The 19,373-nt window shown below is 44.7% G+C and carries 19 protein-coding genes and 1 tRNA gene; 5 read left to right on the top strand and 15 right to left on the bottom strand.

All coding sequences use genetic code 11. The features are described 5' to 3' along the window. Nucleotide 1: 1 nt before the first annotated feature. From ybeY to mltA, 7 genes are all read right to left on the bottom strand, one after another. The gene (ybeY, locus tag MJ764_RS07160) at nucleotides 2-517 is read right to left on the bottom strand and encodes an rRNA maturation RNase YbeY (RefSeq protein ID WP_239325928.1); all 516 of its coding nucleotides are present in this window, start codon (nucleotides 515-517) and stop codon (nucleotides 2-4) included. Between the two features lie 619 nt (nucleotides 518-1,136). Beyond that, on the bottom strand, nucleotides 1,137-1,502 hold the full coding sequence (locus MJ764_RS07155) for a roadblock/LC7 domain-containing protein (protein ID WP_100091176.1): 366 nt from the start codon (nucleotides 1,500-1,502) through the stop codon (nucleotides 1,137-1,139). Between the two features lie 22 nt (nucleotides 1,503-1,524). After that, nucleotides 1,525-2,184: a peptidase M23 gene (locus MJ764_RS07150; protein ID WP_239325927.1), complete on the bottom strand. Its 660-nt coding sequence runs from the start codon at nucleotides 2,182-2,184 to the stop codon at nucleotides 1,525-1,527. A 5-nt stretch (nucleotides 2,185-2,189) separates the two neighbouring features. Then, a complete protein-coding gene (locus MJ764_RS07145) occupies nucleotides 2,190-2,726 on the bottom strand; it encodes a GTP-binding protein (protein WP_239325926.1) in 537 nt (178 codons plus the stop codon). Between the two features lie 20 nt (nucleotides 2,727-2,746). Beyond that, a complete protein-coding gene (locus MJ764_RS07140) occupies nucleotides 2,747-3,904 on the bottom strand; it encodes an alpha-glucan phosphorylase (RefSeq protein ID WP_239325925.1) in 1,158 nt (385 codons plus the stop codon). Next, nucleotides 3,901-5,337 carry a hypothetical protein gene (locus tag MJ764_RS07135; RefSeq protein ID WP_239325924.1) on the bottom strand — a complete coding sequence of 479 codons (1,437 nt, stop codon included), beginning with the start codon at nucleotides 5,335-5,337 and terminating at the stop codon, nucleotides 3,901-3,903. The genes MJ764_RS07140 and MJ764_RS07135 overlap by 4 nt, the downstream gene beginning before the upstream one ends. Before the next feature lie 142 nt (nucleotides 5,338-5,479). Continuing rightward, complete coding sequence (mltA, locus tag MJ764_RS07130) at nucleotides 5,480-6,787, bottom strand: murein transglycosylase A (protein WP_420853941.1); 1,308 nt, start codon at nucleotides 6,785-6,787, stop codon at nucleotides 5,480-5,482. 205 nt (nucleotides 6,788-6,992) lie between these two features. On the opposite strand from mltA, the gene mutS reads away from it, so the two are divergent. Together mutS and MJ764_RS07120 are read left to right on the top strand one after the other, a co-directional pair. Continuing rightward, nucleotides 6,993-9,611 carry a DNA mismatch repair protein MutS gene (gene mutS / locus MJ764_RS07125; RefSeq protein WP_239325922.1) on the top strand — a complete coding sequence of 873 codons (2,619 nt, stop codon included), beginning with the start codon at nucleotides 6,993-6,995 and terminating at the stop codon, nucleotides 9,609-9,611. A 73-nt stretch (nucleotides 9,612-9,684) separates the two neighbouring features. Then, nucleotides 9,685-9,761, top strand: a tRNA-Met gene (locus MJ764_RS07120). A 398-nt stretch (nucleotides 9,762-10,159) separates the two neighbouring features. Here the strand turns inward: MJ764_RS07120 and MJ764_RS07115 are convergent. Beyond that, nucleotides 10,160-10,504 carry a winged helix-turn-helix transcriptional regulator gene (locus MJ764_RS07115; protein WP_239325921.1) on the bottom strand — a complete coding sequence of 115 codons (345 nt, stop codon included), beginning with the start codon at nucleotides 10,502-10,504 and terminating at the stop codon, nucleotides 10,160-10,162. 123 nt (nucleotides 10,505-10,627) lie between these two features. Between MJ764_RS07115 and MJ764_RS07110 the strand changes: the two genes are divergently transcribed. Beyond that, nucleotides 10,628-11,188, top strand: a complete 561-nt coding sequence (locus tag MJ764_RS07110; RefSeq protein ID WP_239325920.1) for an NAD(P)H-dependent oxidoreductase — start codon at nucleotides 10,628-10,630, stop codon at nucleotides 11,186-11,188. Between the two features lie 270 nt (nucleotides 11,189-11,458). Here the strand turns inward: MJ764_RS07110 and MJ764_RS07105 are convergent, their stop codons facing one another. The 5 genes from MJ764_RS07105 to MJ764_RS07090 all read right to left on the bottom strand — a co-directional run bounded on the left by MJ764_RS07105 (nucleotide 11,459) and on the right by MJ764_RS07090 (nucleotide 15,434). Continuing rightward, entirely contained in the window at nucleotides 11,459-12,103 is a 645-nt protein-coding gene (locus MJ764_RS07105; protein ID WP_239325919.1) for a DUF421 domain-containing protein, read from the bottom strand. A gap of 293 nt (nucleotides 12,104-12,396) precedes the next feature. Then, a complete protein-coding gene (prfH, locus tag MJ764_RS07100) occupies nucleotides 12,397-13,005 on the bottom strand; it encodes a peptide chain release factor H (protein ID WP_239325918.1) in 609 nt (202 codons plus the stop codon). Continuing rightward, on the bottom strand, nucleotides 13,005-14,141 hold the full coding sequence (locus tag MJ764_RS07095; protein ID WP_239325916.1) for an RNA ligase RtcB family protein: 1,137 nt from the start codon (nucleotides 14,139-14,141) through the stop codon (nucleotides 13,005-13,007). The genes prfH and MJ764_RS07095 overlap by 1 nt, the downstream gene beginning before the upstream one ends. Nucleotides 14,142-14,607: 466 nt before the next feature. Next, nucleotides 14,608-14,817 carry a GNAT family N-acetyltransferase gene (locus MJ764_RS11640; RefSeq protein ID WP_420853940.1) on the bottom strand — a complete coding sequence of 70 codons (210 nt, stop codon included), beginning with the start codon at nucleotides 14,815-14,817 and terminating at the stop codon, nucleotides 14,608-14,610. A gap of 149 nt (nucleotides 14,818-14,966) precedes the next feature. After that, the gene (locus MJ764_RS07090) at nucleotides 14,967-15,434 is read right to left on the bottom strand and encodes a macro domain-containing protein (protein ID WP_239325914.1); all 468 of its coding nucleotides are present in this window, start codon (nucleotides 15,432-15,434) and stop codon (nucleotides 14,967-14,969) included. A gap of 179 nt (nucleotides 15,435-15,613) precedes the next feature. On the opposite strand from MJ764_RS07090, the gene MJ764_RS07085 reads away from it, so the two are divergent. Together MJ764_RS07085 and MJ764_RS07080 are read left to right on the top strand one after the other, a co-directional pair. After that, nucleotides 15,614-16,234: an L-threonylcarbamoyladenylate synthase gene (locus tag MJ764_RS07085; protein WP_239325912.1), complete on the top strand. Its 621-nt coding sequence runs from the start codon at nucleotides 15,614-15,616 to the stop codon at nucleotides 16,232-16,234. Between the two features lie 65 nt (nucleotides 16,235-16,299). Continuing rightward, complete coding sequence (locus tag MJ764_RS07080) at nucleotides 16,300-16,950, top strand: site-2 protease family protein (protein WP_239325910.1); 651 nt, start codon at nucleotides 16,300-16,302, stop codon at nucleotides 16,948-16,950. 109 nt (nucleotides 16,951-17,059) lie between these two features. On the opposite strand, the gene prmC is transcribed toward MJ764_RS07080, so the two are convergent. Both prmC and mgtE read right to left on the bottom strand, forming a co-directional pair. Next, nucleotides 17,060-17,899, bottom strand: coding sequence for a peptide chain release factor N(5)-glutamine methyltransferase (gene prmC / locus MJ764_RS07075; protein WP_239325908.1), 840 nt, complete (start codon nucleotides 17,897-17,899; stop codon nucleotides 17,060-17,062). Between the two features lie 21 nt (nucleotides 17,900-17,920). Further along, the gene (gene mgtE, locus MJ764_RS07070; RefSeq protein WP_239325906.1) at nucleotides 17,921-19,354 is read right to left on the bottom strand and encodes a magnesium transporter; all 1,434 of its coding nucleotides are present in this window, start codon (nucleotides 19,352-19,354) and stop codon (nucleotides 17,921-17,923) included. Between the last annotated feature and the right edge of the window lie 19 nt (nucleotides 19,355-19,373).

Raw genomic sequence — 19,373 nt, 5'->3', positions numbered from 1 at the left:
ATCAATATTCATCCTGTGCATAGGGATTCGCGTATCCTAACTGATGCAGGATACGGATTTCAAGCGCTTCCATGATTTCAGCTTCATCATCATCAATATGATCATAACCCATCAGATGCAAAATCCCGTGAACCGTCAGATGTGCATAATGCGCTATCAATGGTTTATGTTGCGCCATTGCTTCTTTTTCTATAACCTGAGGGCAAAAAATCAGATCGCCATGAAGTTCTGCGCTGTCAGGCAAATACATGTCTTCACCCTCATTGAGTGCAAAGCTTAAAACATTAGTGGCATAATCTTTGTGGCGGAAATCGTGATTGAACTGGCGTGCTTCTTCTTCATCACATAACAATATAGCAATATTGGCACGTTTATAACTATTTTTACAGGTTTGCCATATCCACTGCCGCCACTGGCGAAGAACTGGAATATGATTAGCACTACTACGGTTGTCAACATTTAAACTGAATACCTGATTCAAATGCTGTAAAACCGGCTTTTTCTTAGCAACTTTCATTTAATTTATTTGTAATCCTGATGATTATATTTTAGCAAGCACAACTGATAAATGCACTAATCTGGCCAATTTTGGCAATAACCATCATTAAGCTGTTCTAATAAAAATATAATATATAATTTAAATTATAAGCAGCTTTTATGAAAAAAACTGTTTCATATAGATTTATTTGCTTATTACAAAGTTTATTATGATTAATGATCAATATATTGATAACTGCTTAATCCGCACTCCTCATCTGTATCCGTTTGACTCAGACAATTTATGCAACAGCTAAATTTACCTTGATTTTATGATTAGACTAATTATTTATTATTATATGAATAACATAGTTGAATACATCAGTACAAAAAATATATTCAGGAATATTGTCAGCAGATACACCTAATTAGGCAGTGATTAAAAAATTTGTTTCACCAATAACACAAAATCCATAAGTAAATTCAGTTTTAGTTTTAAAACATAAATTTTTTATGGCAAAAGACATGTGGTAATTTGATTTTTACCTATAGGATTATGAATTGTGCTGCTTTAAAACAGTTATCAGTTTACTTCTGGATATTACGAACGTTAACCCTGTCCAATTGTTAGAAACAGGGTTTTCATCATAAATAATCAGTTAACGTAAGATATCTACGATACTGCGGGCTGCGCGACGGGCATCCAGTAAAATTAGTCCCAGCTTGGCGCCTTCATTGGCAGTCACAGCCAATACATTGGTATCCCCTGCCTGAATCAGCAGAATGTAACCATGCTTACCTTTAACCATAACCTGTTCCAACTCATCACACTGTAATTCACGGGAAGTACGGTTACCCAAAGCAAGCAGAGCTGCTGCCATTGCACCAACGCGGTCTGGATCAACACCATTCGGTAACAAGGTTGCTACCGGCAGACCATCGGAGGAAATTACAGCAGATGCAGTAATGTCAGCCGAAGAGCTATTTAAATCACTTAATACCGAAACCAGTAATTGTTCTTGCATCTTGATGTCTTTCTATTGATGTTTATTCATTTACTATATGAATGTCTTCACCAGCCAATACAAACAGGCCACGTACCATAGTGACGAAAGCTTCACTGTTAAGTAATGGCAATCCAGCTGTTACCAAAATATTTTTGGTAGTTCCAATATATAATGGGAAGAATGTCAATTCACTCTGGCCAGCAGGATCGCATATCCCGATAGCGTTGTTGTAGATATTGAGGTTATTTTTAATCAGCAGACTGTGTTTTTCTGTCAGTCTTGTTGCCTCACTGGCCAGATTAGCCACTTCTTCGGCAGTTTCATGATTAAAACCGACATTAGCAAAGTAAAAACCATCCTGATCAACCAGCAGTGCCTTATGACTATCTGACAATTGACCCAGAATATCTTCAAATCCATCAGAAGTTACCTTAACCAGCTGTGAACTGGGTTTAGTTTCTCCATATAAGAATTCGAGGCGTTGTAAACGATACAATAAATTTAATGCAGTATGAACATCATCTGTTTCAGCCCATTGTCTCAAACGCTCTTCTGTTAATTTAGCGTTAATATCTGCCTGCAAAATATTGGCCAGTAACATACGGCTGGCACTGTGACTTGGACTAGATACTGCATAGAATGCACCCGCCGGCATCACTTTCGGATACAAATCTTGATGTAATTGTAATGTAGAATCCATACTGACTACCCTTCCAAACCTGGATCAATAGAATACAGCATAGCAGTAACCAGTTGTTTAACATCATCTTCATTACGGGCATCAATCTCAAATACAGGTACATTGAGATTGTGTTGTGCCAGATACTGCTGATAAACATCCACACCTGGCTGTGGATTTAAATCCATTTTGGTAACCCCTACAACAACCGGAGCATCTTCCAGCAAATCGTGAAAAGAAGTAAGGAAAAATTTCAGGTCTTTCAGTGGATTCTGACGAGTGTTATCCAGTAGCAGAATCAACCCCATACTGCCCCTGCTCAGAATACTCCACATGAAATCGAAACGTTCCTGACCTGGTGTGCCATATAAATGGACTTTAGTATGCTCATCCAGTCGAATAACACCATAGTCCATAGCGACAGTAGTATGACCTTTTCTGTCCTGTGTCATATCTGATGCACTGGCATCAGTCTGTACCGGAGGATCATCCGATAATGCGGCGATAGCAGTGGTTTTTCCCACCCCAACTGGGCCGGTAAAGATAATTTTATTTTCAACCATAATTACTCCCTGCTTAGGTATTAATTGCCACGCAAGCGACCCATCAAACGTGCCAGTAAACCTTTCGGCTTGCTTTCATCGCTTTCATTATGCTCTGCCGTTTGTTCACCAGCTGCTGATTTGGCAACAGCCTGTGGTGTTTTCCGGGTCAGAATCATTTCTTTTTCCTGTTGCGTAGCAGAATGAGTTAATGGCTGCTCGATAATCAGGGAACCAATTGAATATGTGGCAGCTATATAGTTTAATACATCTTCAAGTGAAACGGGCAACAGCTTGTATAAGGTGTTAAGTGCGACAGGTGTACGCACCAGAAAAGCCGACAGGCGCATAGATTCAGGCAGATAAGCCATACGAGTCATATTTGGCCAGGCCCTCAGCTTGATAATTGTATCAGGTGTAATAGGATCAATCAGGCGACCACGAGCCGTCCAGATCGACAACTGCCATATACAGGATTGTAGAGTCAGTTTGGCTTTATCATGCAACTGTGCGGTTGGCGCAGATGCAGGAACAGCCTTTGTCTGCCACTCAACATCTGTTTGTGTACACAATTGTTGTAAAACGTCACTTTCAACTGCCAGCAATACTTTTTCAACACTTGGAAAAACAATTAGTACAGGTTTGTTTTCAAAAAGGATTGCAGTATCTTCAGTTTGCTGCGCCAACTTCTGCACCATGCCCAGCAGTGTTCCATTTGTGTGGAAACGTACTACAGTTACTGCCTGCTGCGAATGATCCACAGCCTTGGGTTCCTGTTGTGCAGTACTACTGGCCACCGCCTGCTCACTGACACTTTCTTTCTGTGCAGCAGCTGCTTTATTGTCAGCCAGCCAGACACCATTACCCTGCTGCAAATTGCGCAGATGCTGAAACAGGGTATCGAATCTGATTGGTTTCATCAGATATGGTGCGGTGAATGAGGGCGAATTACGACCAAAAAACACGACTACAGCATCAGGATATTTCTTTTTTACCTTTTGCCATACCGCCTCACCATCGGCTGCGTCACCATCTACCAGAATCAGTTCAGGCTGCACATTATCCTCAGGCTGAATTAGCTGGTAGTTAACGCTATTGTACATTTTGAATGCCATGCGCAACATGGCTGTCTGGCGATCATCCACATTGACGAGCAAAACATAGGCAGTTTTTACTTTAGGTATTGAATTGTTCATCATTGATTTTGCACACCACCGTGGTTAATACGTTTCAATAATTGACTCATAGCAAGTACAACTTCTTCAGGTGGCGTCTGAATTTCGGCACGGATTACCTGTAACATTTTTTCCAAACGTATCCACTCTTCTGCACGTTCATACAAGTCAAATAAAGTAATGTAGAGCTGTGACTCCTGTGGATAAAGCAGAACTGATTTTTCCAGTAAATCCGTTGCTTCATCAAACTGACCAAAGGTAAGCAATGATTCGACGTCACGCAATACGCGCTCTGCAGGGGTCTCGGCAACGTCATTATCTGAAGCAGCCTTGTCGACCAAAGACAGGCGTTTGGCCTTGAGTGCACTGCTATTCACGGGCAAGTAGCCCTGCGTTATCCCAATATCGCGTAGCACGGTTTCATTAGGCTTGGCTTCAAGCTGGTCAAACATTGGATGCTGTCCAAGACTATAGCCCCAACCCAGCATGCGTTCTTTTATAACATTACCGTACTGACCTAAAGTATAGTATAAACGCCACAGATGCTGAGCAAATACATTGATATTATTACGTCGGTAATCCAGCGCCAAGGCATCAATAATTAGTCCGGCAGGTTTTCTGGATGTTTTAATAGCCTTATTCAGGCAGCGGATGGCTGCATCATAAGGCAATTGCTCTTTCAGCAATACATAGCTGTTTTCTGGCTTAGAGAAACTTAGTAGAACATCACGCTCGTCGCCACGAATTTTAAAATTCCCCATATTACCTTCAACCAGTAATTCATATGGCTGTTCAGTGATATGTCGAGCATTACTGGCAGACTCGATTTCCGATCTGGTATCTTCTGGTTTTTTATCCTGATTGATACCAACTTCTTTTTCCGTTTCCTTAACGTCCCACTGCAGCAGATCTTCTGCTAGCACGCGCAAACCCAGATGATTCTCATCTAGGGCAAGACCTTGGCGAATCAGATTTTCCAGTTCAGGTCGTTGCAGATAATTGCGATACTGATCAATTACCTCAGCAAGCTTATCTGTATTTTTGGCTTCTATACATAATCCAGCCAATTCATTGACCAGTGTATTGGCCATTGCCGGACTCTGCTGAGCGACATTCTGCTCCAGATATGAAGCAAGTGAGTCAGCAGCTTTCTGGAAGTAACCAAACTGTTTATAAACCTTATATTCGGTAAGGTGATCCACAGTAGCAACAGAAACCGTAGCCTTGTCTGGCTGCATTGGTTGCCAGTCCCAGTCTTCATCTGCCAGCAGTTCTGCCGCTTCCTCGTCAGATGGCGCAGCCTTGCTTCCTGTACCTTTACTGCGTTTGGATGCAGATTGTTTTTTGCGGGTAGCATTTTTGCCTTTGGCACGACCTCCCGCTTTCTGCCGCTTTTTCAGCACAAGCAATACAACCAGCAATATGACTAAAAGGGCAATAGGCAAATATAACTCCATAATTTACATCCCTTTTATTGTAGTTAACTGCCAGATGCATGAGCGCATGGTTAAATGCATGTTTTTCATTTACGGAACGCTTCACATACAATTGTCAATACTTTAAGTATTTTACCTTACCTTGCATTTGTTCGCCAGATTTTTATTTAATCTGAGGCAACATTCCGTTAGGTAATAGTTCCCATATGTAACCAGGATACTTCATTTTACCGGCCAGATTGCCGGCGTCGTCGCCATAACCCCAGAAATAATCTACTCTTATTGCACCATTGATGGCACTACCGGTATCCTGTGCCATCAGTAGCCGATTTAACCCATAACCACTGGCCGGATGTGTTGTTGCCACAAATAGTGGAGCACCAAGGTTAATAAAATGACTGTCCACAGCAGCAGAATATCCTTTGGTAAGTGGTACGCCTAATGCACCTGTGGGCCCACTGGCGGGTTCTACTGATGCGCGAAAGAAGACATAGCTGGGATTTTGCCCTAATACTTCGGCCAACTGCTGCGGATGTTGTTGTAACCACGCTTTAATACCCTGCATTGAAGTCTGTGCCAGAGGCAAGTAACCCCTGTTTGCCATGTATTTACCAATTGATACATAGGGGTAATCATTTTTATCGGCAAAACTGAGACGCAACATCCGTCCATCCGGTGTTTTCAACTGTCCTGACCCCTGCACATGCAGAAAAAATAACTCTACTGCATCATTGGCATAACCCAGAATAGGCGCTTTGCCATTGAGTGCCCCTGCATTGATCTGGGCACGAGTGTAATACGGGACAAGCTGACTACCGCTTATCCTGCCTTTCAGTGCCCGTGTTTTCTCATTCAAAGGAAAAGAGGCCAGATTGGCTGTGTAATTTCCACTGGGTGTAATGACACCATTGTTTGCGCCGGTAAGACGAATACGAACAATACCCTGACGCTGCCCTGGACTAAGCGGGACGACGACAAAGTCATTAGGAATGCCATAAATGGGAAAGCGCGCCTGTGCTGTCTGTCTGGTATCACCTAGCAGCATGGGTTCGTAATAGCCGGTTACGGTACCGGCCAGTTGTCCGTTCTGACTGACTTGCCATGGCGTGAAATAAGTTTCAAAAAATGCTTTGGCTTGATGATTGTGTCTGGGTGTCCGTGCTGCCTGCTGACACACGGTCTGCCAGGCTGGTTGCATTTGCAGCTTGTTGCAGCTGGTTTTAAATGCTTCCAGACTATCGATAAATGACTGGGCAGTCCATTGTGGCAACTCATGATAGGAGACTACCCTATAGCTGACGCCGGCTTTACCCGGCGTATAAGCATAGCTTAATGGCAAGGGTGTGCCCGGTGTCAATGCGCCGCCTCCACCAGACAGGATTTTATCTACTGGTTTATGACTGAGGGTACAGGCCGCCAGAAATAACACACTAAACCACAGTACCCAACGGCGAATTGAGCTGAATTTCATTGATGGCATAATTTTTGACATATTCTTTAATAGAAGACGATACGGATACAAGCCGCATTTTTACACCATTATGACAGTCATTCACGCTATTAAACAAGGGTAGCAGGTGGCCGGATTCTTATGGGGATATCCGCTTGTGCATAAACGGAAGCTGAACACTCTGTTACAATAGCTTTTTTAGCCAAATCAAATATCTTGTTACGCCATGAGTAAACCCACCCTGACACCGATGATGACGCAATATCTGGCCATTAAGGCTGACCATCAGGACAAGCTGCTATTTTACCGGATGGGCGACTTTTATGAGCTGTTTCTGGATGATGCTGTTGAAGCTGCACGTTTGTTGGATATTACGCTGACTACTCGTGGGCAGATTAACGGGGAGCCCATCAAAATGGCTGGTGTGCCCTATCATGCGGTGGAACAGTATCTGGCCAAGCTGGTAAAGCTGGGCAAAAGTGTGGCCATTTGTGAGCAGACTGGTGAAGTGGGCGCTAGTAAGGGGCCAGTGGAACGGCAGGTTGTACGGATTGTTACACCAGGCACGCTGACTGATACAGCATTACTGGAAGATAAGGAAACCAACCGGATTGTGGCGGTTTCTCTGTTGAAAAAACAACTAGGTGTAGCTTGGCTATCGCTGCAAAACGGGGAATTTTGCTGCAAAATCATTTCGCCAGAAGCTCTGCCGCATGAACTGGCTCGCTTGCAGGCTGCGGAAATTCTGCTTTCAGACCAAACACAGGACAAGCTGGATCTCGCCGGCCAAGACCGGCAACTGACCCGTTTACATACATGGCAATTTGCGGCAGATACGGGTGCCCGTATGATTCAGCGCTATTTTGGCAGTCAGGATTTACGTGCTTTCGGCTTACACTTAGGGGAGCATGATGCTGCCATCGGGGCAGCAGGTGCTTTGCTGAATTATGTGCAGCAGACACAAATGCAGTTACCTAAACATCTGGATAGTCTGACTCTAGAGCATGAATCCGCTTATATCGGCATGGATGCAGCCACTCGGCGCAATCTGGAATTAACCCAAACGTTAAGTGGCCAGAAAGCGCCGACACTGTTTTCGGTTTTGGATCAGTGTGCAACGCATATGGGTAGCCGTCTGCTGGCACAGTGGCTGCACCAGCCGTTACGCCAGCGTGAACAAATCGAGGCGCGCCAGCAGGCGGCCGCTGCGCTGGCACCACTGAGTGCACAAGTCACGGCAATGTTAAAACAGGTGGCGGATATTGAGCGTATTGCCGCGCGTATTGCTATTGGCAGTGCACGGCCGCGTGATTTATCGGCTTTGCGTGACAGTCTGGCAGTTTTGGCCGCTTTTCGTTTGGAAGAATCTGACCAAAGTAGCCTAGTACAGACTCTGCTGGAACAGTTCCCATCGGCAATGCCTGTAGCTCAACAATTAACTATGGCCATTATGCCTGAACCAGCAATATGGTTGCGCGATGGTGGGGTGATTAATGACGGTTTTGATGCCGAGCTGGATGAGCTGCGTCGTCTACAGAATCATGGCGATGAATTTTTGCAGCAACTGGAAAATCGGGAACGGGAGCGCACGGGTTTATCCAGCCTGAAAGTTGAATTTAATCGAGTGCATGGGTTTTATATTGAGTTGAGCAAGGTGCAGTCTGAACAGGCACCGGCAGACTATCAGCGACGCCAAACACTGAAAAATGCTGAACGTTATGTCACACCTGAATTAAAGGCATTTGAAGAAAAGGTACTAAGTGCTCAGCAAAATGCACTGGCTCGGGAAAAGCAGTTATATGATGCTCTGCTGTTGCAGTTACAGGCTGAGCTGCCGGTATTGCAACGATGTGCCCGCGCTGCCGCCACTCTGGATGTATTAACTACGCTGGCCAGCTATGCCAATGCTGAACATTATTGCTTCCCAAAACTGGTGAATTATCCGTGTTTACAGATTAGTAATGGCCGCCATCCTGTAGTAGCGGCACAGGTTAGTCAGTTTACTGCTAATGATACCCAGCTTGATGATAAACGCCGCCTGATGTTACTGACTGGCCCGAATATGGGTGGTAAATCGACGTATATGCGGCAGGTAGCTTTAATTGTGTTGCTAGCGCATATTGGTGCACCGGTGCCAGCAGACAGCTGTACGCTGGGAGAGTTTGACCAGATATTTACCCGCATTGGCGCTTCAGATGATCTGGCTGGCAATCGTTCTACCTTTATGGTGGAAATGTCGGAAACCGCCTATATTCTGCATCATGCTACTGACCGCTCGCTGGTATTAATGGATGAGGTTGGCCGAGGTACATCTACTTTTGACGGTTTGGCACTGGCACAGGCCATTGCTGAACATTTGCTGCAAAAAAACCGCAGTTATACTCTTTTTGCCACTCACTATTTTGAATTAACCAGATTACCGGAACAATATGCGCATGCATTCAATATGCATCTGGCTGCACTGGAGCAAGGGCAAGACATTGTTTTTCTGCATCATATTGAACCCGGCCCAGCCAGTAAAAGCTATGGGATAGCGGTGGCGAAACTGGCCGGCTTGCCTGCACGGGCACTGAATGCTGCTTACCGGTATTTGCAGGCACTGGAACAGCATGCAGCTAATGAGCAACCACAACTGGATATGTTTCAGGCACAATCAGAAGATGTGGTAGAAGCAGAGGTGGCCAATGCCGATGCAGATACTTTTTCTGTAACCATGATGCCGGCGGATTTATGTGCTCAGCTAAATGCCCTTAATCCTGATGAATTGACGCCTAAAGCGGCTTTGGCTGCGGTATATGATTTGGTACGTTGCTGGAAAAATCATCAGCCAAATCAACAGTCATAATAAAACATGTATGGTTAATCCGCTTTTTAGTTGACATTGCGCTGGTTATCCGTATAATGACTTCCTTACCAGACGCGGGGTGGAGCAGCATGGTAGCTCGTCGGGCTCATAACCCGAAGGTCGTAGGTTCGAATCCTGCCCCCGCAACCAGATTTTTAAATGCCCTGTTTTGAAACAGGGCATTTATTTTGGCTAATAGCTTAGTCCATGACATTAATTTGTATCACCGTCTGATTTCAATCCAATTATGTTATTGTTGTTACATGCATTTTATGTGATTTCAATAATTGAAAATTTTAAAAAGTTTGCACTTAAAAAGGTCAATTAAGACTTGTGTGATATCGTCAAACTTTATTCTAAACAGACTGTGCTGTTTTCTACCGATAACCATCAATATCCTTATTCTGGTTTCTCTCAATATTTACGGTTACTTTTTTACATTGTAGTTTCCTGTCTGAAAACAAGATAACCATTAATTCGTATGCTTTTATCCGGGCAATTTTCAGCACCGCAGCGTATTAAAATAAATTTATTTGTTGCTTCTAGATTTATAGCACATCATTTTTATGTTTATTTCCCCATTGGCACAACATATCTAAAACAGGAACCAGAGATTTGCCCCGTTCAAGCAATCCATACTCTACTTTTGGGGGTATTTGTGGATATTCTTTTCTGAATATCAGTTTGTCCCGTTCCATTTCTTTTAATGTATTGCTTAAGGTTTTAAATGAAATTTTATCAATACAGCGTTTTAGCTCATTGAAACGCATGGTTGGCTGATTTTCATTCAACCAGTAAAGAATGATTACTTTGTATTTTCCTTTAATTATAGAAAGGGTATAGCCAAAACCACTGTTCGCCAGTTTATCAGCACTGCAATGTTCATTTTTCATTTTATACTTTCCTTTTATACAGTATATAACTTTAATTACCGTACTTTACATTATAAACCACCTAAATTATATTGAACCACTTAATTTATATGTTTTTATAACAAAGTCTTGAAGGTTTTTATTATGAAAGAAACATTGATTGTTGTGGCTCATCCTGACTTAGCGGCTTCTACAGTGAATCAGTACTGGCTTAAAAAATTAACTCAGTACGATAATCAGTTAACCATACATGATTTATATGCATGTTACCCATCAAATAAAATAGATGTGCGTTTCGAACAGAATCTGATTGAAAACCACCATAATCTGATTTTGCAGTTTCCGGTTTACTGGTTTAATTGTCCGCCACTGTTAAAACAGTGGCTGGACGAGGTATTTACTTATGGATGGGCTTATGGCCGCTGTGGAGATAAATTAACAAACAAAAAAGTTGGTTTGGCGGTTTCTGCGGGGATTAAAAAAGGTGATTACACTAAAGATGGACGTTATCAGACCTCGCTTGAGGATATTTTAAAGCCGTTTGAATTAACCATGAATTATGTACATGCAGATTATCAGTCTGTATTTGCGGTTTATGGTGCAAATACTGAACCGGAAGCAGATTATAAGATAACATTGGATGAAGTTAATGAGAGTGCCAAGAACTATATCTGCTGGATGAAAAAATTACAGATGTTAAAGTAATTCGGTTTCAGAATTAATTTTTCTGTTTGATTAGAAGTTTTAGAATAGCTGATTGAATACTCTGGTCATAGCGATGAGAATATCAATGCAAATTAGGGGTTTAGCCAAATAGGCAGGAATAATTAAGTATCTCTTCTGTATGCTATAAATTAATCAGGTGTCTGGTTGAATTTTTATTCATTCTGTATTAATTTCATTAGCTACTGTCTGCATCTAGACGTATGAAATGATACTGCCGGCTAACTTTGAAGCAGGAATGCGGTGGTAATCTCAGCTAGCTTTTTTGACATCTGGATAAACCCAGAGCTTCTGTTCATGCACTTCGGCCAGAAAGACTTCATCCAGTTTTTGTCCCAAACGGTTTAGCTCTTTGTCCAGCCATTCTTCATCATGCCCTAACGCTTCCAGACTTGGATAATTAATTACGCCATTTTCAATCACCACCACGGCCATGGCGGGATCGCCTTTTTTGACCACTGTCATCTGGCCGTTGTATTCAAACCAGACATCACTGAGCACTTCCAGGCTGGGATAGCCGCGCTGATGCAATAACATGATGAAATCGCGGATAGACAGTTTGGCTTTGCGAAAATTCTGTGATAGTACGATGCCATTTTCCATTAAGCGTATTGAGGTGCCATCGACAAAGTCTTTGGCGATATTGCGCTTGAATGTAGCATAACGCACAAGTAATAACAGCCCAGCCCAGAAAATGGATGCACTCATCAGTAATGTTATGCTGATGGAAGGATTATATAAGGGACCACCGATAATCGCCCCCAAAACCACGTTACCTACTTGATCGATGGCAGAAATCGGTGCCAGAGACCCTTTACCGGATAAATTGATATACACCAGCAATATGCAAAACGCTACCAACATTTTAAAGATGATATTGATATAGATGGGATTCATTATGGCTTCCTTTGTCTGCGCAACAGGTGTTTTATCTGGGCATGATTTGCATGCATTGTCTTTTACAATCGTAGCGTTTTGCCAGATATTGTACTGATACTGTATCTGTTATGTCTGAAACAGACTATGGTAGCCACCTGTTTTTTATGATTTATTTACATTATTTTCCTGATGTGCTTTGTTTTTTTCATAAAGATGCTTATTGTAATTGCTTGTTTAAGAGCAACTGTTATGGCTATTTGCAGGCTGTGTCTGGCAGGCAACCATAAATATATCTGGTTGCCTGTAGACAATTACAGAGGTATGAAATCAAGCTGGGTAAATATACGCACTGGATTACCGCGCGCTATCTGATGGTGGTGCTTGTGTTGTGCGGCTTTATGTTTTGCCTGTAACTGCTGCGCCTGTTGTGCCAGTTTATGCTGAAGCAATAACACTGCGAGTTTTTTGTTGGCATGCTGGCTACGCTCAGTTTGCACTTTAACGCTGATACCGCTGGCCACATGGGTGGCTCTGACTGCTGATTCGGTTTTGTTAATGTGCTGACCACCTGCTCCAGACGCACGCATGGTTTCGAAGACAATTTCATCAGGCTGCTGCTGGACAATTGGGTTAAAACAGCTTGCTCCGATAAACCAGTTTTTGCGTTTGTGCTGCGGGCGATAAGGGCTGGGGCAAATCCATTGAATGGTGCCCTGCCACCTATCAGCCAATGCCTTGGCCTGTGCACCATCCAAGGTAACCAGTACTGAATGCAGCCCGTGTTTAGCTGGTTCCTGTTCCACAATTTCTACTTTAACCTGTATTTGTTTGGCTTCATATTGTAAGCGTGCCAACGCTTTTACCACCGCCAGACAGCATTCTGCCGGTCCGTAAGCGGCAGATAATTGCAAGAGTTGCATTATTTTTTCTCCGTTTGAACTTTATAGGTGATTACCGGTTTGAAGCGTGCTATTGGCCGGATTAAATCGGCCTGAACCATGGCGGCAATGACACTGTCAATTGATTTATATGCCTGTGGTGCTTCTTCATATAGGAGTTCACGGTCGCAGCAGATTACGCGGCTGCCATGTCCGGTACGGGTGAGCTGTTCGGCACTGTAGTGCCCTGCCAGTCTGCCTTTGCAGGCTGAGCGCTGCCATTTGCGTCCGGCACCGTGTGCCAGTGAATACAGCGCGGATGCGGTGTCCAGTGGCTGCACCAGATAGCTGAAATCACCGCGTGAACCCGGAATAATCACCAGTCCTTTCGTGGCTGCTGCGGCACCTTTACGATGCAGCCAGCCACATTCACCGTTAATGGTGACTGGCTCGATAAAGTTGTGGCTGATATCTACCAGCTTTTGTCCCTGCGCGCGCAGGTTGGCCAGTATGCGCCGGCCAATCAGCTCCCGGTTTTGTTGTGCATAATCCAGAGCCTGATTGTGCTGCATCAGGTAAGTGCTGCCAGCAACGCTATCGGCAACTAAACCCTGATGGCCATACTGGCGGATGTGTTTATCCAGAATCACACCGCCCAGACCACGTGAACCGCTATGCACCATCAGTTGCAGATGTTGCCGGTTTAGCCCGATTTGCCGGGCAGTTTCCGGCGCATAAATGGTTTCCAGCATTTGCAGTTCGGCAAAGTGATTGCCGCCGCCAATGGTACCGGAAGCATACGTGTGTTCCGCAAGTGACTGAATATCTGGCCACAGGCTGATGCATTCTGCTTCAGACAGGGGCTGGTCGATATTGCCCAGACGTTTAATCAGTTTGGCCTGATTCATGGCATGGATTTTTACTGTGGTTTGCCATAATGACATGCCGCAGCCGATATCTCCGCCAATGAGCGCCGGATAAAGATATTGTGTAGTAAAAAAAGCTGCACCTACCGGATAACCACGGCCGGGGTGTAAATCCGGCATACCGGCTACAAATTTAATATTGGGAAGTGTTGCTGTTGTTTGTAGCTGCTGGATGGCTTCGCCCTCTAACCAGAGTTCTGGTGTTGCTATCAGGGTGATGTTGTCCGCCAGCGGCTGAATAGAATTGCCCATTCTGATCCATTCCAATTATTTTTATTTGGTAATAAGCAAGCAATAGTTAGCCATGTTCATCGGGGCTGAACAGGATTAGCGTGCTGAAGAATAAATTGGCAGGCCGAAGCCAAGGATCAGGAGGTGATTAGCCCTGGAATGACCTGCAAGGGATAGGTAGTACAAGCATAATTATTCCTTTCCATTGCAATGTTGATGATTTGATAGAGTGGCGTACTGTAAATTATGTTCTACAGATAGTCAAAAATAATCAGCCGTTTTTATTCTGATAGGCTGATTATGATTAATGTTGTGTGGCTATTTCACTACTGTTTGGCTATTTGGGACACTTTTGTTATGGGTTTATTTTAAGTTTAAAGAATAATAAACAAATTGTTCATCAATTTGATATCCCGCCTGTTCATATAGAGCTCTTGCTTTGTGATTGTCATTGGCGGTGCATGATGAAATGCCACTGTAGCCTCCATCACGGGCAAATTTTTTTTACGTATTGCATGAGCTGGGTGGCGATGCCCTTTTGCCGGTGGCTTACAGGGATATACAAGTCGTTGAGGATTATAGTGGGTGATATTGATAATGAAGAAAAGGAAAAATATAACTGTACAAATCCGCAGGCTTGTTGCTGATGGTAGGCAATGAAGATGGCTGAATCCTGCTTCTCCAGTCTTTCCTGAATAAATTTTCTGCTTTCCGTTTAATTATCAGTCAGGCCGTAAAACTGGCGATAGCTGGCAAACAGTAAAGCAGCAGCATCAAGCTGCTCTGATGTTGCCCGAACGATAGAAACTTGATCAACTATTTAATAATTCCTCGTACAGTTATTGATTAAGTGGGCATATATTTAACAATAATAACCCGTGCATTGGTTTCAATCGGTAACAATGTTTCCTGAATAAGCTCAAGTGCCTGCTCCGGACTAAAGCCGCCTGAGCCGGCACCAATCAGTGGAAAAGCAACAGATGCATAGTTCTGGGTATTAACAATGTCCATAGCGGAAATAACTGATGTGCGGATTGAATAAGCGCTGGCGCGCCAGAACATATTGATGCCTGCCACATGAATGATGGCCTGATAGGGTAATTTACCGGCATTGGTAACAACTGCGGAACCTAATTTAAGCGCCCCAGCTCTGCCTAACTGGCGAAAGGGTGCATAGCCGGCTTTTCGCTTGATGGCACCGGATACACCCTGTGGCAACAGTAACCACCATGGAATGATGTTCCGGTTCCATGCGTTGACGATAACATCAACAGGTTGCTCTAATAAATTTCCATAGACGATTTCAGGCTGCATGGTGAATTTTTCCGCAAAATTTTTGTTTATACTGATGCCCGTCTGAATATTTGCTGCGTCTGTTTATTGCCTGTAATACTTCTTAATAGCTAGTCGGGCATATTATTGTCTGTCAGTGTGACATGCTTATGTTTACAATAACTGATTGCAATTATGAATACAAGATGAGGAAATCATTTATGGCACAGTTTTTTGCTATTCATCCTACTGATCCGCAGGAACGCCTGATTGCTCAGGCAGCGGATATTGTTCGTCATGGCGGTGTGATTGTTTATCCAACTGACTCCTGTTATGCACTGGGTTGCCAGCTGGGCAATAAAGAGGCAATGGAACGGATTCTGCGTTTGCGTGGTATTGACCAGAAACACCATCTTACGCTGATGTGCCATGATCTGAGCCAACTGGGTGTTTATGCTAAAGTAGATAATAGTCAGTTTCGCTTGCTCAAAGCCACCACACCCGGCAGTTATACTTTTATTTTACAGGCAACTAAAGAGGTACCTGCCCGTACGTTGCATCCAAAACGTAAAACCATTGGTTTACGTGTACCGGATAATCGGATTGCGCTGGCGTTATTACAGAATCTGGGTGAACCGATGTTATCGTGTACGCTGATGCTGCCACATGAAAGTGAACCTTTAACTGATCCGTATGAGATACGTGATCAACTGGAACATACGGTTGATTTGGTGATAGATGGTGGCTGGTGTGGTACGGAGCCGACAACGGTAATTGATATGACTGAGGGTATTTCACTGATACGTGCAGGCAAAGGTGATACGACCGTATTTGGTTTGTAAAGGACAAACTGGTACTATGTCATGCCTAATGTGGTAGTTTTTATTTATGTTTTAAGGATTTTACCTTGCAGAAATTTGATCTGGCTTTTTTATTGCTGGCTATTTTGCCGATTTTACTGGCCATTACTCTTTCGGAAGCGGCCTGTGGCTATATGGCACGTTATTGTGGCGACCGTACGGCTGAGACGATGGGCAGGCTAAGCCTGAACCCGGCCAAATACATTGATATTATGGGAACAATTATTGTCCCAGCCTTTACCCTGATTGTTTTGCAGGGTTATTTTATGGTTGGCTGGGCCAAGCCGGTACCGATTGATCCGCGTAATTTCACTAATCTGCGCAAGGGTGAGCGTCTGGTGGCCATTGCCAGCCCGCTGGCCAATCTGCTGATGTGTCTGTGCTGGACGATTGTGGTGATTATCAGTCGCTGGGTACCGGAATACTTTCAGGAACCAATGATGTTGATGGGGATAATGGGTATGCGGTTTAATGCCGTGTTCTGCTTTTTTAGTCTGCTGCCGATTCCGCCGCAGCCGGGCGCCCGCTTCGTTGACAGCTTTCTGTCGCCCCGTGCTTCGATGCAATACCGCAAGTTGGAACCCTATGGCACATGGATTATTATATTTATGATTATCAGCGGTGCACTGTCTTTTATACTAGGGCCATTTATCAATTTGATTATGTCGATGATGGCGGTCTTAATTGATCTGTTCTGAGTATTCTTAATGCCGTAAATAAGTAATGACAACTTGTATCAGGCCGCAGACTTTGTTTCTGCGGCCTGATGTTCTTATTTTGGATGAAAAAGTTAAGCTACGGGGCAAATCAGGAATGGATATTGCTTTGTCCCAGAGTCACTCTGTCCAGACCGGCCAAATCAGGTAAGGTTTGAATCTGGCTGAAACTGTGTTGCGCCAGCATATCACGCACCGCTTTTCCCTGATCGAACCCATGTTCCAGTAACAGCCAGCCAGCCGGACGCAGAAAGGCTGCGGCACCGGCAATAATCGTTGCCAATGCACTCAAACCATTGTGATTATCTGTTAGTGCATGCTGCGGCTCAAAGCGTAAATCTCCTTGCTGCAAATGCTGGTCGTGTGCAGGGATATACGGTGGATTGGATACAATCACATCTACGCTGTGCAGCGCTGGCTGTGGCTGCGCCTGATACCATGAACCCTGCCCGAAATGTACATTTGCCTGCAAGGCTGTGGCATTGCTGCTTGCGACTGCCAGTGCCTCTGTACTGATGTCTGCTGCCCATACCTGCGCATCAGGACGTTCACAGGCAACGGTAACAGCGATAACGCCACTGCCTGTACCCAAATCCCACAGAGTGCCCTGTTCAGGCAAATGTGCCAGTGCAGCTTCCACCAGATGTTCGGTTTCCGGGCGGGGAATCAATACCGCTGAAGAAACCTGAAAACGCCGGCTGTAAAATTCGCGCCAGCCAAGCAGATAGGCTAATGGTTCACCTGCCAGCCGTCGCTGTGCCAACTGATTCAGGCTGGCCTGTTCACCAGTACTCAGTAGCTGCTGGCCATAGGCAATGATGTAGGTATGGTTGATATCCAGCACTTGCTGGAGCAACATACGCGCTTCCAGTCGTGGTAAGCCGCAGTTGTGTAACCAGCCGTCAATGGTAATGGGCAAATCAGTATTCATTATTTACTTAGCAAAGCCGGTTTATAACAGAAACAGGGTAGCCAGACCGAGAAAGATAAAAAAGCCACCAGAATCAGTGACAGCGGTAATCAGCACACTGCTGCCCAGTGCCGGATCGCGGCCGGCTTTCTGCATGCACACGGGAATGAGCACGCCAACGGTAGCTGCGAGTAATAAATTCAGTGTCATGGCGGCCACCATCACCAGACCAATGCCAACGCTGTGATAGAGGAAATAGGAAACTATGGCCATCACTGAGCCCCAGATAAGGCCATTGACGAGAGCAACGCCCTCTTCTTTACGCAGTAAACGCCATGCCTGACTATTGCTAATCTGACCATAAGTCATGGCACGTACAATCATGGTAATGGTCTGATTACCGGAGTTACCCCCAATACCGGCCACAATCGGCATCAGGGTAGCCAGTGCAACAATTTTTTCAATTGAGTTTTCAAACATGCCAATCACGCGGCTGGCCACAAAAGCGGTACACAGATTGACAGCTAGCCAGATCCAGCGGTTTTTTACCGAATCGACTACCGGTGCAAACAAGTCTTCCTCTTCGCGCAAACCAGCCATGTTCAGCATATCGGTTTCGGATTCTTCACGAATCACATCTACCATTTCATCTACGGTGATGCGTCCGATTAATTTGCGGTTACTGTCTACTACCGGCGCCGTTACCAAGTCATAGCGTTCAAATGCTGCGGCCGCTTCTTCGGCATCGTCTTCCGGACGGAAAGTAACCACATCATCGGCCATGACGGTAGAAACCAGCAAATCCGGGTCAGCTACCAGCAGGCTGCGGATGGGCAACACGCCTTGCAGCACATCATAATTGTCGACAACAAAGATTTTATCAGTATGGTCAGGCAGGCGCTCAAACCGGCGCAGATAACGCAATACCACTTCGCAGCTTACGTCAGCACGGATACTGACCAGCTCAAAATCCATCAGCGCGCCAACCTGATTATCTTCAAACGACATGGCGGCGGTAATTTGCGCCCGTTCTTCTTCATCGCGGCTACTTATTGCTTCATAGACAACTTCTTTGGGCAAATCTGGTGCCAGCTCAGCCAGCTCATCGGCATCCAGATTATCCACAGCAGCCAGCAGCTCCTGCTGTGCCATATTCTCAATCAGGGTTTCACGTACCGGATCAGAAACTTCCAGTAACACCTCACCATCTTCTGCGGGTGTGACCAGCTTCCACACCAGCATACGTTCCTGCAATGGCAATGATTCCAACAGGGTAGCCATATCGGCGGGATGCAGTTCGTGCAGGGCGGCAATCAATTCAGCCAGTGCCTGCTGCTGCTCTGGTGTCTGTAAATAAGACTGGGTGTGCGAATGGATATGTTCGGCCACCGGTAAAAGGGTAGCAACCAGCTCACAGATGTGGTCGGTGTCCAGATGCAGACGTTCCATCTCGCTGGGATTGCTATGGCTATCCATTGTATCGTTGTCCTAATTG

This window comes from Snodgrassella gandavensis (assembly GCF_914768025.1).
GTDB lineage: Bacteria > Pseudomonadota > Gammaproteobacteria > Burkholderiales > Neisseriaceae > Snodgrassella > Snodgrassella gandavensis.
This window is presented reverse-complemented; position numbering and strand designations above follow the sequence as displayed.

Bases quoted from the DNA above. Each gene is read 5' to 3' on its own strand.
- mutS (WP_239325922.1), top strand. From the start codon at position 6,993: ATGAGTAAACCCACCCTGACACCGATGATGACGCAATATCTGGCCATT.
- prfH (WP_239325918.1), bottom strand. From the start codon at position 13,005: ATGCAACTCTTGCAATTATCTGCCGCTTACGGACCGGCAGAATGCTGT.
- MJ764_RS07105 (WP_239325919.1), bottom strand. From the start codon at position 12,103: ATGAATCCCATCTATATCAATATCATCTTTAAAATGTTGGTAGCGTTT.
- MJ764_RS07155 (WP_100091176.1), bottom strand. From the start codon at position 1,502: ATGCAAGAACAATTACTGGTTTCGGTATTAAGTGATTTAAATAGCTCT.
- ybeY (WP_239325928.1), bottom strand. From the start codon at position 517: ATGAAAGTTGCTAAGAAAAAGCCGGTTTTACAGCATTTGAATCAGGTA.
- MJ764_RS07145 (WP_239325926.1), bottom strand. From the start codon at position 2,726: ATGGTTGAAAATAAAATTATCTTTACCGGCCCAGTTGGGGTGGGAAAA.
- MJ764_RS07095 (WP_239325916.1), bottom strand. From the start codon at position 14,141: ATGGGCAATTCTATTCAGCCGCTGGCGGACAACATCACCCTGATAGCA.
- MJ764_RS07115 (WP_239325921.1), bottom strand. From the start codon at position 10,504: ATGAAAAATGAACATTGCAGTGCTGATAAACTGGCGAACAGTGGTTTT.
- MJ764_RS07140 (WP_239325925.1), bottom strand. From the start codon at position 3,904: ATGATGAACAATTCAATACCTAAAGTAAAAACTGCCTATGTTTTGCTC.
- MJ764_RS07110 (WP_239325920.1), top strand. From the start codon at position 10,628: ATGAAAGAAACATTGATTGTTGTGGCTCATCCTGACTTAGCGGCTTCT.
- MJ764_RS07135 (WP_239325924.1), bottom strand. From the start codon at position 5,337: ATGGAGTTATATTTGCCTATTGCCCTTTTAGTCATATTGCTGGTTGTA.
- mltA (WP_420853941.1), bottom strand. From the start codon at position 6,787: ATGAAATTCAGCTCAATTCGCCGTTGGGTACTGTGGTTTAGTGTGTTA.
- mgtE (WP_239325906.1), bottom strand. From the start codon at position 19,354: ATGGATAGCCATAGCAATCCCAGCGAGATGGAACGTCTGCATCTGGAC.
- MJ764_RS07090 (WP_239325914.1), bottom strand. From the start codon at position 15,434: ATGCAGCCTGAAATCGTCTATGGAAATTTATTAGAGCAACCTGTTGAT.
- MJ764_RS07085 (WP_239325912.1), top strand. From the start codon at position 15,614: ATGGCACAGTTTTTTGCTATTCATCCTACTGATCCGCAGGAACGCCTG.
- MJ764_RS07150 (WP_239325927.1), bottom strand. From the start codon at position 2,184: ATGGATTCTACATTACAATTACATCAAGATTTGTATCCGAAAGTGATG.
- prmC (WP_239325908.1), bottom strand. From the start codon at position 17,899: ATGAATACTGATTTGCCCATTACCATTGACGGCTGGTTACACAACTGC.